This is a genomic window from Pseudobutyrivibrio ruminis, from assembly GCF_015057245.1.
Classification (GTDB): Bacteria; Bacillota; Clostridia; order Lachnospirales; family Lachnospiraceae; genus Pseudobutyrivibrio; species Pseudobutyrivibrio ruminis_E.
On record NZ_SVET01000025.1, the window covers coordinates 1 to 15,154 of the forward strand.

17 protein-coding genes are annotated in these 15,154 nt (G+C 39.3%); 1 reads left to right on the forward strand and 16 read right to left on the reverse strand.

Annotation, left to right across the window (positions count from 1 at the left end):
• Positions 1-424 precede the first annotated feature (424 nt).
• Complete coding sequence (locus E7274_RS13700; protein ID WP_033153833.1) at positions 425-829, forward strand: RrF2 family transcriptional regulator; 405 nt, start codon at positions 425-427, stop codon at positions 827-829.
• On the opposite strand, the gene nifU is transcribed toward E7274_RS13700, so the two are convergent.
• From nifU to E7274_RS13780, 16 genes are all read right to left on the reverse strand, one after another.
• Positions 826-1,263, reverse strand: a complete 438-nt coding sequence (gene nifU, locus E7274_RS13705; RefSeq protein WP_304176640.1) for a Fe-S cluster assembly scaffold protein NifU — start codon at positions 1,261-1,263, stop codon at positions 826-828. The two genes, E7274_RS13700 and nifU, sit on opposite strands and share 4 nt — an antisense overlap.
• Positions 1,264-1,289: 26 nt before the next feature.
• Positions 1,290-2,498, reverse strand: a complete 1,209-nt coding sequence (nifS, locus tag E7274_RS13710; protein ID WP_044933795.1) for a cysteine desulfurase NifS — start codon at positions 2,496-2,498, stop codon at positions 1,290-1,292.
• Between the two features lie 150 nt (positions 2,499-2,648).
• The gene (locus tag E7274_RS13715) at positions 2,649-3,323 is read right to left on the reverse strand and encodes a thiamine diphosphokinase (protein WP_304176642.1); all 675 of its coding nucleotides are present in this window, start codon (positions 3,321-3,323) and stop codon (positions 2,649-2,651) included.
• A complete protein-coding gene (gene rpe / locus E7274_RS13720) occupies positions 3,320-3,973 on the reverse strand; it encodes a ribulose-phosphate 3-epimerase (protein ID WP_081821948.1) in 654 nt (217 codons plus the stop codon). The genes E7274_RS13715 and rpe overlap by 4 nt, the downstream gene beginning before the upstream one ends.
• A gap of 5 nt (positions 3,974-3,978) precedes the next feature.
• On the reverse strand, positions 3,979-4,866 hold the full coding sequence (gene rsgA / locus E7274_RS13725) for a ribosome small subunit-dependent GTPase A (RefSeq protein WP_304176645.1): 888 nt from the start codon (positions 4,864-4,866) through the stop codon (positions 3,979-3,981).
• Entirely contained in the window at positions 4,866-6,815 is a 1,950-nt protein-coding gene (gene pknB, locus E7274_RS13730; protein ID WP_304176646.1) for a Stk1 family PASTA domain-containing Ser/Thr kinase, read from the reverse strand. The genes rsgA and pknB overlap by 1 nt, the downstream gene beginning before the upstream one ends.
• Positions 6,816-6,841: 26 nt before the next feature.
• Positions 6,842-7,561 carry a Stp1/IreP family PP2C-type Ser/Thr phosphatase gene (locus E7274_RS13735; protein WP_304176648.1) on the reverse strand — a complete coding sequence of 240 codons (720 nt, stop codon included), beginning with the start codon at positions 7,559-7,561 and terminating at the stop codon, positions 6,842-6,844.
• Entirely contained in the window at positions 7,561-8,634 is a 1,074-nt protein-coding gene (gene rlmN / locus E7274_RS13740; RefSeq protein WP_304176651.1) for a 23S rRNA (adenine(2503)-C(2))-methyltransferase RlmN, read from the reverse strand. The genes E7274_RS13735 and rlmN overlap by 1 nt, the downstream gene beginning before the upstream one ends.
• The gene (rsmB, locus tag E7274_RS13745) at positions 8,613-9,893 is read right to left on the reverse strand and encodes a 16S rRNA (cytosine(967)-C(5))-methyltransferase RsmB (protein ID WP_304176654.1); all 1,281 of its coding nucleotides are present in this window, start codon (positions 9,891-9,893) and stop codon (positions 8,613-8,615) included. The genes rlmN and rsmB overlap by 22 nt, the downstream gene beginning before the upstream one ends.
• 14 nt (positions 9,894-9,907) lie before the next feature.
• Positions 9,908-10,843 (reverse strand): methionyl-tRNA formyltransferase, encoded by a 936-nt coding sequence (fmt, locus tag E7274_RS13750; RefSeq protein ID WP_304176657.1) that lies wholly within the window; start codon positions 10,841-10,843, stop codon positions 9,908-9,910.
• 122 nt (positions 10,844-10,965) lie between these two features.
• On the reverse strand, positions 10,966-11,439 hold the full coding sequence (locus E7274_RS13755) for a GNAT family N-acetyltransferase (RefSeq protein WP_304176660.1): 474 nt from the start codon (positions 11,437-11,439) through the stop codon (positions 10,966-10,968).
• A gap of 539 nt (positions 11,440-11,978) precedes the next feature.
• Positions 11,979-12,635: a hypothetical protein gene (locus E7274_RS13760; RefSeq protein ID WP_304176663.1), complete on the reverse strand. Its 657-nt coding sequence runs from the start codon at positions 12,633-12,635 to the stop codon at positions 11,979-11,981.
• A 23-nt stretch (positions 12,636-12,658) separates the two neighbouring features.
• On the reverse strand, positions 12,659-13,207 hold the full coding sequence (locus E7274_RS13765; RefSeq protein WP_304176666.1) for a GNAT family N-acetyltransferase: 549 nt from the start codon (positions 13,205-13,207) through the stop codon (positions 12,659-12,661).
• Positions 13,208-13,313: 106 nt separating this feature from the next.
• Positions 13,314-13,667, reverse strand: coding sequence for a dihydropteridine reductase (locus tag E7274_RS13770; RefSeq protein WP_090479881.1), 354 nt, complete (start codon positions 13,665-13,667; stop codon positions 13,314-13,316).
• Between the two features lie 30 nt (positions 13,668-13,697).
• Complete coding sequence (locus E7274_RS13775) at positions 13,698-14,369, reverse strand: NAD-dependent epimerase/dehydratase family protein (protein WP_330598853.1); 672 nt, start codon at positions 14,367-14,369, stop codon at positions 13,698-13,700.
• Positions 14,370-14,559: 190 nt separating this feature from the next.
• Positions 14,560-15,144: a TetR/AcrR family transcriptional regulator gene (locus E7274_RS13780; RefSeq protein WP_304176668.1), complete on the reverse strand. Its 585-nt coding sequence runs from the start codon at positions 15,142-15,144 to the stop codon at positions 14,560-14,562.
• Between the last annotated feature and the right edge of the window lie 10 nt (positions 15,145-15,154).

The following is a 15,154-nucleotide window of genomic DNA, read 5'->3' on the forward strand; positions in this document are numbered from 1 at the left end:
ATTATTTCTATCTAAATGACATTGGGACGGCGGCAGCAGTGGTCACTTGAAACAGGACGTTGAATGTGCCACGGTGCTCATCCATACAAATATCTCTTTTATAGTTCTACTTAACGAATGTAATATGAGCCCAAGGTACCATAGCTTTGAAAATCCATATTGTTAGTTATAATGTGTCCGTCCTAGCCTATACAGATTCAGAAAAAGTTCATCCCGCAATAAGACACCTGCTGAATGCTCACCTTTTGCGTCAAGAAAAACTATAATACTCGCGAAATCGTTACATACTGACAGTGGTGCGGCGTGGCCCAGGGGAAGCCCAAGATATATTTCATTTGGGATTAGTTGGATGGTGGCACGAAAAACACTCCACTTGATTTACCTATTTACCTAGGATATTATAGTGTTATTAAGGAGGTACGATATGTTTAGTACTAAAGGTAGATATGCACTTCGTGTAATGATTGACTTGGCGCAGCAAGATAGCGAGGCTTACATTCCGCTTAAGGATATTGCTGAGCGTCAGGATATTTCTAAGAAGTATTTGGAAATAATAGTTAAGGAATTGGTTAAGGGTGGCCTTGTGGCTGGTGTCAGCGGTAAAGGCGGTGGATATAGACTTACTAGAAAGCCTGAGGAATATTCTATTGGTGAGATTATAGAATTACTTGAAGGCAGCCTTGCTCCTGTGGCTTGCTTGGCCGACGGTGCAAAAGACTGCCCTCGTGAAGGTGTTTGTAAAACTCTTCCTATGTGGACCGAGTTTTATTTGTTAGAACGTGATTTCTTCTATGGAAAGAAACTTAGTGATCTTGTAAACGAAGCTTAGTTTACATGGCAAGCTTCACAATCATGCTCTTCAGGAAAATCTGCTGGATCGTACTCTATGTCATTTTTGTCGTAGTAGTCCTTTACAGCAGATTTTATTGCTTCTTCAGCAAGAACTGAACAGTGTAGCTTGTGTGGTGGAAGTCCATCTAAAGCTTCTGTTACGGCTTTGTTGGTGAGCTGTAAAGCTTCTGATACCGGCTTTCCCATAATGAGCTCTGTAGCCATTGAGCTTGATGCAATGGCGCTGCCACATCCAAATGTCTCAAACTTAACATCATCAATTATCTGTTCGTCATTAATCTTAAGATATATTTTCATGATATCGCCGCAAACAGGATTTCCTACTTCACCTATTCCATCGGCGTCTTCAATAACTCCTACATTTCTTGGGTTTCTAAAATGGTCCATGACCTTTTCACTATATAATGCCATCTTTCTACTCCTTCTCTCTTGTGTTTTTAAGCAATTTCTTTGTGCTCTGCAAATACGTGATTTCTCTTGCCGCTAATTAAATCACCCCAGAATGGTGAAAAGCTTCTAAGGTACTCAATCACCTCTGATACAGATTTGATAATGTAGTCCACCTGCTCTTCTGTTGCATCCTCGCCAAGTGAGATTCTTAGTGAACCGTGAGCTACCTCGTGTGGTCTGCCGATTGCAAGAAGTACATGGCTTGGGTCTAATGAGCCTGATGTACAGGCAGAGCCCGATGAAACTGCTACGCCCTTGTCGTCTAGTAGTAATAAAAGTGATTCTCCCTCAATTCCCTCGAAACAGAAGTTAACATTTGATGTAACTCTAGCGTGTCTGTCTCCATTTAACTCTGAATATGGAATCTGAGATAATCCCTGGATAAGTCTTTCCTGAAGAGGTGCAAGATGCTCGTTGTTTGCGTCAATATTTGCAACAGCATCCTCAAGTGCAACTGTAAGTCCTACAATGCCTGCAAGGTTTTCTGTGCCTGCTCTCTTTCCTCTTTCCTGAGCCCCACCGTAGATTACGTTAGACACTGGGATACCGCCCTTTACATAAAGAACTCCTACACCCTTTGGTCCATGGAACTTGTGAGCTGAAATTGAAAGCATATCAATATTCTGCTCTTCAACATTGATGTGAACATGGCTAATAGCCTGAACTGCATCTGTATGGAACCATACCTTCTTCTCACGACAGATTCTTCCGATTTCTGCGATTGGTTGGATTGTTCCGATCTCGTTGTTGGCATACATGATAGTAACAAGTGCTGTATCCTCACGAATCGCATCCTCGATTTCCTTTGGATCTACCACACCATTCTCATGCACATCTACAAGTGTGATTTCAAAGCCTTCCTTTTCCAACGCCTGAAGTGTATGAAGCACTGCATGATGTTCAAACTTCGAAGAAATGATATGCTTCTTCCCCTTCTTTGCACCTGCTTTTGCGGCAGACATGATTGCCTGATTATCTGCCTCACTTCCGCCTGATGTAAAATATATTTCTCTAGGCTTCGCACCTAAAATGGCTGCCACCTTTTCTCTTGATTCCTCTAATACTTCCTTTGCCTTCTGACCTACCGAATAAAGGCTTGATGGATTTCCATAAACTTCTGTGAAATATGGAAGCATGGCATCCACTACTTTTTTACTAACAGCTGTTGTCGCTGCATTATCTGCATATACAAACATAACTACTACCTTTCTTTAACATTATTCTAAGTTGCTCCTTTTACCTAGTAACCTAGTCTGTTAATGAAGATATCACCAAATACCTACTAGGTCAATAGGTGTTTGGTTCTTTTATGCTTATTAAGAAATCTTCTCATTAAACAAGAGATGCTAAATTGCATCTCTTGTTTCACACACTATTAAATATCCTTCTTTTAATGTAATGCTACCAACCGATTCTATTAGTTCGTTACTAACTGTCAAAGTATTAAACCCTTCTATAGTGGCATTTTCCAAAGGATATTTGAATCCTGTCATGGTCACTCCAGCAGCCTTGCCTCCATAAGGGAATATCGAAACATAATGACCAAATTGGGCTCCCTCTCCCTCTCTGGAAAGATCAAGAACCTGCCCGGCCGAAATCATTTGAATGTAATTATACTCATCTACAATTACAACCTTACGCTGTTTCAGGCAGCCCATACCAAGAAGATTTACATTTCCAAGGAAGTGATCCAGGCGTTTGCCTGTGCCTCCTAAAATATAAATAAACTCCCCGAAGGAAGTTTTATGAATTGCTATATTTACGGCTGCTTCAATATCTGTATCATCCTTTACAGGATTGAGCTTGATTACCTCGGCATTGCTATGCTGAAGCTTTTCGTATGCTTCCCTAGATATTGAATCAAAATCTCCAATCACTATATCAGGCTCTAAGCCAATGGCAAGACAGTTTTCATAACCACTGTCACATGCCATTATGCTTAATGAAGATTTATCTAGCCTATCAATGAATTCTTTTGCAAAGCTTGTATTGATGCTACCGCCACCAATTATAACTATCATCGCATTTTCTCCATAAGAGCTTCAACGTTTGCTGAAATATCGCCGTTAAACACAGCTGAGCCAGCTACGATAATATTGGCTCCTGCATCTAAAGCATCATCAATAGTGTCTTTATTAATGCCACCATCAACTTCAATATCAATCTTTAATCCCTTTTGATTTAAAAGCTGTGATAGCTCTCTTACTTTATCAAGTGTGTATGGAATCAATGACTGTCCTCCAAAACCTGGATTGACTGTCATGATAAGAACCATATCTACCTTTTCCAAAACATGGCTAATTGCACTAAGTGGAGTTGCTGGATTGATTGCTACACCGGCCATAGCACCACTGGCCTTAATCAATTCAATCGTTGCATCCAAATGCTTGCATGCCTCAGCGTGGACTGTAATAATATCTGCTCCTGCCTCAGCAAAATCCTTAACGTAACGCTCAGGATCTACTATCATCAAATGCACATCCATCATTCTGTCTGTGTATTTACGAATTGTTTTTAGAACAGGAAGTCCAAAGCTGATGCTTGGCACAAAAACTCCGTCCATTACATCGAAATGAACATACTGTGCTCCAGCCTCATCAATGACTTCTAGCTGTTGTTTTAAAATTCCAAAATCCGCTGACAAAATTGAAGGTGCTAAACATTTTTCCATAATCATTACCTGTATTTATTATTCCTTTCATTAACCATTTCAGAATAAATCTGAAGGTAGTTCTCGTATCTGCTGGCTGCGATTTCGCCAGATGCCACAGCATCTTTTACACCACAGCTTGGCTCCTTGTCATGAGCGCAGCCTGTAAATTTACAACAAGATGCTGGCTCTATGAACTCAGGAAATAAGGTATATAAATCCACAGGCTCAATCTTTGGTACAAACAAAGATGAGAAACCTGGTGTGTCCATAATGAATGTGTCGTCACCTAAATATAAAAGCTCGGAATGACGTGTCGTATGTTTTCCTCTACCAATTTTTTCAGAAACCTCTCCTGTTTCCATTGTCTGGCCTTCAGTCAGTTTATTGACTATGGAGCTTTTGCCAACACCGGATGGTCCTGCAACGGTAGATGTTTTGCCTTTTAATATTTCTCGAATGCCATCTATGCCCTCGTCGTTTTTTGCAGAACAGAAAATAACCTTGTATCCTGCATTTTCGTAAGTAGCTCGCATTCTTTCTTCAAAGCCCTCGTCTGCTATGTCTTCCTTGTTGAAGCAAATGACGATAGGCAAATCCTGCTCCTCCATCATACACAAGAATCTGTCTAAAAGATTGAGATTTGGCTCAGGATTTTTAGTTGCAAAAATGAGCAATGCTTGATCAACATTTGCAACAGCCGGTCTGATAAGCTCAGACTTTCGCGGCAAAATGCTTATAACATTGCCCGTCATTTCCTCGGAAGAGATGACGTCAATTGTAACGTCATCTCCTACCAAAGGCTTTATTTTATCTTTTCTGAAGGCCCCCTTGGCCTTACACTCGTATACACCCTGGTCCTCCACGTATACGTAGTAGAACCCGGCGATACCTTTAATTATTTTTCCTGTCATTATTGCTCAACTGTACCCTGTATAGTTTCGGTTTTGGTTTCAGTTTGGTCATCAAGAGCTACTGTACTTCCATCTGATGCAGTAATTGTAGGAGTGTAAGTCAATGTAATAGTAAGTGAAGACTTTGGTGAATTGCTAATGTTGATTGCACCATTCTTTGGAATATTACCTGACTGGTTTGTCTCTGCAATTGAGTATGTGCATGGACCATCAAATGGGTTTGAAACTGTGTAGCTGTATGTAGTCTCTTTCTTGCCCTTGCTGATTACAAGTGTAATGCTTGTGTTTGGAGCAACCATTTCACCAGCTTCAATTGACTGGCTAATTACTGAACCAGAAGCAACATCATCTGAGTATTCCTGTGTTGTGCTTGTAACAACGATTCCCTTTGCATCCAAAACTGTTGTAGCTTCAGCCTGAGAAAGACCAACTACACTTGGTACTGCAACTGTAGAATCTGAATCTGTTGAAGTAGATGATGAATTGTCATTGCTTGAGCTACTTGAGCTGCCAGAACTGCTTGAGCTACTAGAATCTCCAGAGCTTGAGTCTGATGAGCTAGATGATGAATCATCTGAGCTGCTTGATGTATCTTCACCTGCAACAGTAAGTCTTAATGTATCCTTGAGAGAGAACTCCTCGCCCTCTGCTACTGACTGATAGATAACAGTTCCATCTTCGTAATCGTCATTTTCCTCATATGAAACAACGATGTTATCCTCTGAATCAAGGCCAAGTTCTTCAAGCTGTTCAACTGCTGACTCGTATGATGAACCAACAACATTTACCATTGTTACTTTCTTTGCACCAAAATTGAAAACACCAAAAACATTTCCAAGAATTGCTACAAGAATAGCTACAATAGCAACACCAACGCCAATGCCTGCGAATGTCATGATTCTGTCCATCTTAGAATCTTCTTCATCCTCGTCATCATCGTCATAGTATTCGTCATCATCATAGTATTCATCGTCATCATAGTACTCTTCTTCGTCATCATATTCATCGTCGAAGATAAGTGCTGCTGCTGCCTTCTTTGTAATAGATTCCTCTGTCTCAACAGGAACCTTTGGCATAACCTTTGTCTGACCAAGATCTGCCGCACCAACGATTGTAACGAAATCCTCATTAGGGCTAACAAGTGCTTTCTTTAAATCCATAAGCATATCAGAGATAGTTGGATATCTTCTATCTGGTGACTTCATTGTAGCCTTGAGGATGATTTTCTCAAGTGAAATAGGAAGGTCTGGTGCATATGCTGAAGGTGCTACCATCTCCTCCTGTAAATGCTGGATTGCGATTGCAACTGTATTGTCTCCATCGAATGGAACACGGCCTGTAACCATTTCGTACATAACAATACCCAGTGAGTAAATATCACTTTTTCCATCAACAAAACCGTTTCTAGCCTGCTCTGGTGATGAATAGTGAACTGAACCCATCACATCTGCGTGGATTGTGTTTGAGCTTGCTGCATGAGCAATACCAAAATCTGTAACCTTAACCTTTCCTTCTGTGGAAATGATAATGTTCTGAGGCTTGATATCACGATGGATAATGCCCTTTTGATGAGCAGCCTCGATACCACGTCCAACCTGGATGGCAATTGAGATAGCTTCCTTGAAATTGAGCTGTCCCTTTTTCTCGATGTATGTCTTGAGAGTAATACCCTCTACATACTCCATAACGATGAAGTACATTCCGTTTTCAGAACCTACATCATATATATTAACGATATTTGGATGTTCAAGACCTGCTGCTGACTGAGCCTCAGTTCTGAACTTTGCTACAAATGTAGCATCCTCGGAAAATTCCTGCTTTAAAATCTTTATTGCAACTTCACGGCCAAGAATATGATCCTTTGCACGATAAACATCAGACATTCCGCCTGATCCAACTCTATCTATTACTTCATATCTATCTGCTATAAATACGCCTTGTGTAATCATGTATTCTCCTTTATACAACCTATTTCTTATTCGATAATAATAACTGAAACATTGTCTTTGCCACCATTTGCATTGGCACGCTCAACGAGCTTGTTTGCCCTGCTTTCAATGGTCTCCTCAGATGTGAGAATCTCATAGATTTCCTGATCCTCAACCATATTGGTCAATCCATCTGAGCAAAGAAGGATGTGTTCATTACCGCTGATTTCCACATCAAAATAATCTGGTGTAATAGTTTCCTCAGCTCCGATAGCTCGAGTAATCATGTTCTTACGTTTGTCATATTTAGCATCGTCTTTATCTAACTCACCAGTTCTAACTAGTTCAGCAACAACAGAGTGGTCCTTTGTAACCTGCTTTAGCATTGCTCCATTAGCAACGTAGAGTCTACTATCACCCACATTTGCCACATAAAGATGTCCATCGAAAACAGTAGCTAAGACCAAAGTAGTCCCCATACCAGTTTTGCTAGAATCCTTATGAGACTCTGTAAATATGCGATTGTTTGCTGTCTGAATAGCCTGCTCTAAGATTCGGACAGTCTCAAGCTCATTTGAATTGGTAATTGAATTAATTATGATTTCCACGCATTTTGCAGAAGCATAATCACCTGCCAATTCTCCACCCATGCCATCGGCCACAATATAAAGGTTTGGAAGCTTTCCAACCCTTGCGTCAGATGCATAGATAGTGTCTTGATTTACCTTTCTCTTGACACCGACATCAGTTTTTTCATAGCTTATCATTAAGTAGTCCCTTTCGAAGCGTCTTTTGCGTCCATTGTTCGCTTTCTAAGTTGTCCACAGGCCCCATCAATATCGCGACCCATTTCCCTTCTAATAGTAGCATTATTCACGTATTTTTCAATCTTTTTTTGGAATGCGTAGGCCCTGTCCATGCTTGGTGAAACGAAATCGCGCTCCTTAATTGGGTTCACCGGAATGAGGTTCACATGGCAGTTAAGATGACCTATTAATTCACCTAATTCTGTGGCATCCTGGTCTCTATCATTGACGCCACCAACAAGGGAATATTCGAAAGTAATTCTTCGACCTGTCTTGTTGAAATAGTATTCACAAGCATCGATTAGCTCATGAATCTCATACTTGTTTGCAATTGGCATAAGCTCTGCTCGCTTCTGCTGGTTTGGTGCATGTAAGGAAATGGCAAGTGTGATTGTCAAATCCTCATCTGCAAGTTGCTTTATGCGAGGAACAATACCACATGTGCTGACTGTGATATTTCGCTGAGAAATATTCAGTCCATTTTCATCTGATAATAGTCTAACAAATTTAACTATATTATCATAGTTGTCCATTGGCTCGCCTGTGCCCATAACAACTAAATTGGAAACACGCTCTCCTGTATCCCTTTGGATGGCATATATCTGTCCAAGCATCTCTGAAGCTGTCAGGTTTCTCACCCATCCGTTTAGTGTAGATGCACAGAAACGACATCCCATTTTGCATCCAACCTGAGAGCTGATGCACACAGAGTTACCATGCTTGTAGCTCATCCAAACGCTCTCTACCATTTCTCCATCATATAGCTCGAAAAGATATTTGCGAGTACCATCGATTTTTGAAACCTGTAAATCGATTTGCTTTAATGGATGATAGTTGCATCTGTCTTTTAGCTTTTCCTTGAGAGACTTTGGAATGTTTTTCATCTCGTCATAATCCTGTGCCAAATGCTGATGCATCCACTCATAAAGCTGCTTAGCTCTATATTTGGGCTCTCCCAAGTCAGCTGTGATAAATTCTGTTAGTTCGTTTAAATTTAGAGACCTAATGTCTACTAGTTCTTTTTCATTACACATATAAAAAATCCATCGTGACTAGAATCAGGCAATAGCTGCTCCATGCTAACCATTGTAAACTCCTTATGTGATGATAAGAAGTTGTTTACCTGATTTTCGTTTTCATCTTTGTTAATAGTACATGTGCTATAGCACAATGTTCCGCCGGCCTTTACATATCTACAAACATTCTCCAGTATATTGGCCTGAAGCTGTACCAGCTCATTCAAGCTTTCTTCTGTCTGATTGTATTTAATATCCGGCTTCTTTCTGATAATACCAAGACCTGAGCATGGTAAATCAGCAATTACCACATCATACTGATTTTCTGCTTCCTGGTCAAATTCTGTAGCATCCCACTGCTTGGCAATGATGTTGGTTGCCCCGGTTCTTTGTATGTTTTCATTTATAATAGAAACCTTTGCTTCGGTAAGGTCTCTGGCTTCCACACTTCCTTTGGAAGCAATCTGTGCCGCATGAAGCGCTTTGCCTCCTGGTGCTGCACACACATCAATGACTTTATCAGTATCCTTGATGCCTGCCCTGTATGGTACAAGCTGAGAAGAATAATCCTGAATATAGAAAAGACCTTGATTAAATTCTGGAATACTTGCCAAAGAATCGTATCCATTGATGTAACATGCGCTGTCGATTGTATCGCATATACGTACTGAAATGTTTCTGCCTTCCAATTTTTCTTTCAGTTCTTCCCTGGTCACTTTGCTAAGGTTGACCCTGATGCAAAGATCCTGTGGTTCGTAAAAGCCTCCCAGAATTTCTTCTGTCTGTTCTTTGCCATACTCAGCAGTCCACTTGTCCACAATCCACTGTGGCATGGAGTACTTTGTGCACAAATCTGTAAACTTAACCTCTGCTTTCTGCCTGGAAATGTTTCTAAGTACTCCGTTAACAAATCCAGACAAACCAGTAAAGCCTTTTTTCTTTGCAATCTTTACGTATTCATTGCAGGTTGCAGAGTCTGGAACTGAATCCATGTAAAAGATTTCATAAGACCCCATTCGCATAATGGTGCGAATCACAGGCTTCATTTTTTTAGCCTTTGTTTTTGAAAAGCTGTCAATAATGTAATCAAGCTGAAGCTTTCGCTCCACTGTGCCGTTTACAAGACGTGTGATAAATGCTCTCTCGTTTTTATCGAGATATGCGTATTTATCTAAAACAGCTTTTAAATATATATGTGAGAACTGCCCATGCTCAAGAATCTCAAGTAGAGTTTCAAAAGCAATCATTCTCGTGTTTATCTTATTGTTATCTGACATCAAATATCCTCTAATTAATTCTTACTATTTGATAGTTTGGCACCAGTCTCAAGCTGATATCCTCTAAGGAAATCACCAGCTGCCATACGCTTTTTGCCTTCAAGCTGAAGCTCATTAATCTCGAGAGCCTTGCTGCCGCAAGCTATGGTAAATACGTTTTTATTTACATCAATAACTGTGCCAGCCTCACCTGACTTATCAACTACAGTTGCTTTCCAAAGCTTTAGCTGCTTACCATTAATAAATGTAAATGCTGATGGCCATGGATTAAGGCCTCTGATAAGGCGCTCAATCTCCTCTGCTGGCTTAGTCCAATCAATATTTCCCATATCCTTTGAAATCATACCTACGTGTGTAGCCTGTGATTCATCCTGAGGGATTGGTGTGATTTCTCCTCTATCAAGAGCCTCGATTGTCTTTACTGCAAGCTGTCCACCATCAAGAGCAAGCTTATCAAAGAGGCTGCCGCCTGTCTCATCTTTAGCAAGCTCAATCTCTGATTTAAGAAGCATATCACCATCATCAAGACCTGGGCCCATAAGCATTGTTGTGTTTCCCGATACCTTTTCTCCGTTGATAACAGCCCACTGAATTGGTGCTGCACCACGATACTTTGGAAGAAGTGAGCCGTGAACATTTACGCAGCCAAGGCGTGGCATATCAAGGATAACCTTTGGAAGAATCTGTCCAAATGCAGCCACAACAAATACATCTGCCTGGAACTGACGTAAATACTCTACCGACTCCTCTGCCCTGATTTTAACTGGCTGATAAACTGGGATATCATGCTCCATTGCAAATTCCTTTACTGGAGTAGGCTGAAGCTTTCCACTACGTCCCTTTGGCTTATCTGGCTGAGACACTGCAAGGATAACTTCATGCCCAGCCTCATATATTGCCTTTAAAGTCTCCACCGCAAAATCGGGTGTACCCATAAATACTACTTTCATCTATATCAATCCTTTCTGCCTTTTGCATAAGAAAAAACGTCTCAAGACGCTACTTCTAAGTGTAACATTTTAAGACGTTTTTGTACAATCGCAGTGACCTGACATAATATACGTAGGGCATTTTATAATACCTTCTCCATAACTGAGACTGATGATTTCTTATTACCCCAAGTCAATTCATCACGTCTCTTTGTCTCAAATCCCATCTTCTCCCAAAATGGAAGAACGTTATTTTCATAGTCATCAACTACATCAATTCTAATAATTTGTGCTCCATCATTAAGAACCCTATTCTCAAAGAAATCATAAACAGCTGTGCCTAGGCCATTTTTCTGCTTTTCCTTTGTAATCATCATCAGAGAAAGATAAACATATCCTTCACCATTTATCATATAGTCAAGGATGCCGATTGGTTCATTGTCTACAAGTATATAGTTAGATGTAAAACCATGGGCTAGCATTTCTTCAAGCTCATTTTTAAGGAAGCTTTCATCTATATGATCTTCCCCTAAATGATGAATTAAAAAATCTGTATTTGAATTATATATTTTTATAGCGTCAGCTATGTTTGTTGTGTCTATTGTTCTTTGTTCCATTATATTTTGTAGCTTCTTTCTAGTGATTTATTATTTCTAGCAATTATCAAGCTCTATCTGCTAGCTTCAGGATGGATTAATGAGTCTTTAGATAGCATTTTGGAACCAAGTTAAGTGAATTACTGAAATCCCCAAATTCACTTACACGCAAATTGAATAAAAGTTAAGTGAATCTAAAAATTTTTTAATCTCACTTAAAAATGAAACATGGAATTAAGTGTATAAAAAATATCTCAAAATAAACTTAACTTTTTCATCCTAAAATCTCCGCTTCTTAAGTTTATTATGTAATAAGCAAAATAAACTTAACTCAATCACACTGTTTATTAAGTGAATTTTTGATTACCTAATAATCGACTTAACTTTAACTAAAATATTTTAACTTATTTTAAGTTTATTTTTGTTCTTTCCATATTCACTTAACTGCCAAATCACTTTTTAAGTGAAAAATAGGTTTTCATATTTTAACTTAACTAAATATCTCCTCAAGTCACGAATTATGAATCCACATTAATATATCAGTCTACAGAACACCAAACCTACTCAACCGAATAAATTGTATTCTTCTCAAACAATCCAATGGCGAATCCCATCTTCATAAACAGTGGCATATTTTCGTATGCCTGAAAGCTGGTTCGCTCCAGCAGCTCTTCCAGTGTAAGCTCCTCGTAATAGCCGTATGGATTGGCTACAGTGATTTTATCGTTTGGAATATCTGCAGCGATGATCAATGAATAATGCAAAGTCCATTCGTCTCCATACAAAGCTGCCCACTCAAATGGAACAGGTTTTCCAGCTGCCAGAGTATCGTACATGATGTCGATGAACTCGGTGTTTTTCACATACTTGTGAATCTCGGTTTTGTACTCAGGAAACTGCTTATTCATCTCCTGGCAAAACTTATTTCCTGTAGAAGTAACGACTTTGCCATATTGGTCATACAAGCTTTCTTCTGTAATATCTCCTCCATTCCAGGCTGAAAACATTTCAATTACAGCATATCCGCAGGAAATATCCTGGGTAATTACCTCAACATTTTCAGCCCCCACAGGAGTCTGATATTTTTCATCTGTATATACACTGGAATAATCATCCTGTGTGAGCTTTGTGCGAATGCCTGTAATTCCCAATGCAATCAAAGCCACGCAGATGACTAAAACCAAAACGCACCCTAACACTTTCAGTACTTTTTTCATATATTCTCTTTCTCCTGTGTATCCTATAGCATTTTCACCATAAGATATTCATCGCGGTAACTACCATCATCATACTTCAGTGCCTTTAGTGTCTTGCCGATTTCAACAAATCCCATCTTTTCATAAAGATGCTTTGCTCGATTATTGCCATCAACTACACCTAACTCAACCTGCTCATATCCCATGTCTTTAGCCAGAGATAAAGAATACTTCATCATTTCAGTGCCTAGGCCTGAATCACAAAACTCCTGCGCCAATGCTATTGCAAAATCACAACGATGACGAATTCTGCGAATCTCTCCCTTTGTCATAATGCAACATGTTCCTGCAAGCTTTCCTTCTACTTCTGCAGCCATCATTATTTCCCTAGGAGCATTGCGCTTGCCCTCAAGAAGTTTAGCTTCGTCCTCAATAGTGTATGTCACTTCATCTGCATAACGAAGCAGAAACTCAGTTTCACCAGAGACAATGCGTAGATATTCAATCATATCTGCTGAATCACTCTTATCAATGGAACGCAACTTACATTTTCTTCCATCTTTCAATATGATTTCTTTTTCTTCAAAAACCACGACTTATTCCCCCTACTCTCTTTAATTATTGTTTCTATTCTATATGTTATGGCTTCATAAATAAAGAAAAATATTCACACTATCTGGAATTTGTTGTCTCCTACTATTATTCTTCAGCTATTTCTTTTGCTAGCTCTATAATTTCATATGCATACATAGACTTTCCCTTTTTTAGTAGTTTTAAATATAGTGGATAGTTAATGATGCAAATTGCAATTCCTATAATTCCAAGAATTATTCCAAATACCATTGCTGCTATGCCAGATCCAAGCACGCCCATAGAAAAGCACATTCCGGTTCCTAAAATCAAAGCACCTACTATACCTACCGATAAAGCTGTAATAAATGCTGGCTTTTTCGCCTTGTCATCAAGCTTCTTCAGCTGGCGCACCTTGCTTGTTTCCTTTGGCATATAGTCCTTTGCAATACTTTCTGCATATACTTTGTCTAAATTGTTCATTTTGTTTTCCTCCATCATAATCAAAATTATTTACGCTATTTTTCCTGTGTCTTTTAACCATCTGATTTCATCACGAATTGTTTCTCTGTATGGTCTGGTTGTATAGCCAAGTTCCTTGGCTGCTTTACTTGAATCAAATCGATTATTTCTTGCCAAATTGTATACAGAGAATGTAGTCATAAGTGGCTTTTCGCCTGTTTTCTTAGCCTTCTTTTCAAGCATCTTTGCAAGTAAATTTGCAGCTGAAATTGGCAAAAAGAATTTCAATGGCTTGCAGCCGCTTTCCTCTGAGACAAGCTTGGTGAAATCTTTAAAGCTGACTGGCTCATTTCCAAGAATGTAACACTCTCCACTCTTTCCCTTGTCTGCTGCGCCAATAACACCGTCTGCCAAATCTCTTACATCACATAAATTGAAGCTGCCATCTATTCCAGCAGGCATTTCACCGTTGATGATATCTACAAGTGTCTTTGTTGTTTCGCCCATTGCAAAATCTTCTGGTCCAAGGATTCCAGAAGGATGAACTACACATGCGTTTAATCCATCAGCTGCTGCCTTCAGTACTACATTTGTAGCCATAGCTTTTGACATTGAATAACAACCTTTGATTCTCTCTGGATCAAGTGGAATAGAACCTTCGCACTCTCTGATTGTTCCTTTTTCCTCTTCTGGAATAGCTCCCGTTGACGAGCAATAAACCAGCTTAGATACTCATTTATCTTTACCTCCATCACTTTCATTTTTCAGCTCCTTGCTTTGAGCTTGATGTGATTATAGGAAAAAGCTTCTATAAACAGAACAACACTTTCCACGAAAAGTGTTGATTTCAGGGACTAAGGTCCCAACACGATTCATGAAAAGTGTTGTATTTTCATTTATTTAGTTTTAGTTGCTAATGCGCAGGCCTCAAAATGCACTTTTGAATTATGCCAATTATTTCCTCTTTTGGCTGTGCACAATCCCTGGCCAGCCACTCGTTAATCAAACCTATGATACCATTCAAATAGAAAATCATGATGAATGGTTGCTCTTCTTCTGATACTCCAAATCTAGTAAGAATCGGTCCAAATATTTCTTTAAACCATTTCTCGTAGGTTTTCTCAGCACCCATCATCTCATTCTTTTCATACATAATTAGAAAGAGCTTGCGATTATCTTCCACAAATTCCAAATACGGCATCAGATACTTTGGTGTAATCAAAAACAGTTCCTCATCAGTCTTATCAGCAATATTAACTTCCTTAGGTCCCTCTGCAGAAAACCTGCCAAAGAAATCTTTATAAACTGCTTCAATGGTCTCCTTTAGAAGATCATTCGTATTGTCATAATGCAGATAAAATGTGGATCTGTTAACCCCTGCCACTTCACATATTTCTTTAACAGTAATCAATTCAAAATCCTTTTCATCTATTAATGAAATAAGTGCAGTGTGCATCTTTTCAGCCGATTTGAAATACTTGCTTTCGTTTTTGTTCATAGCTAAATTA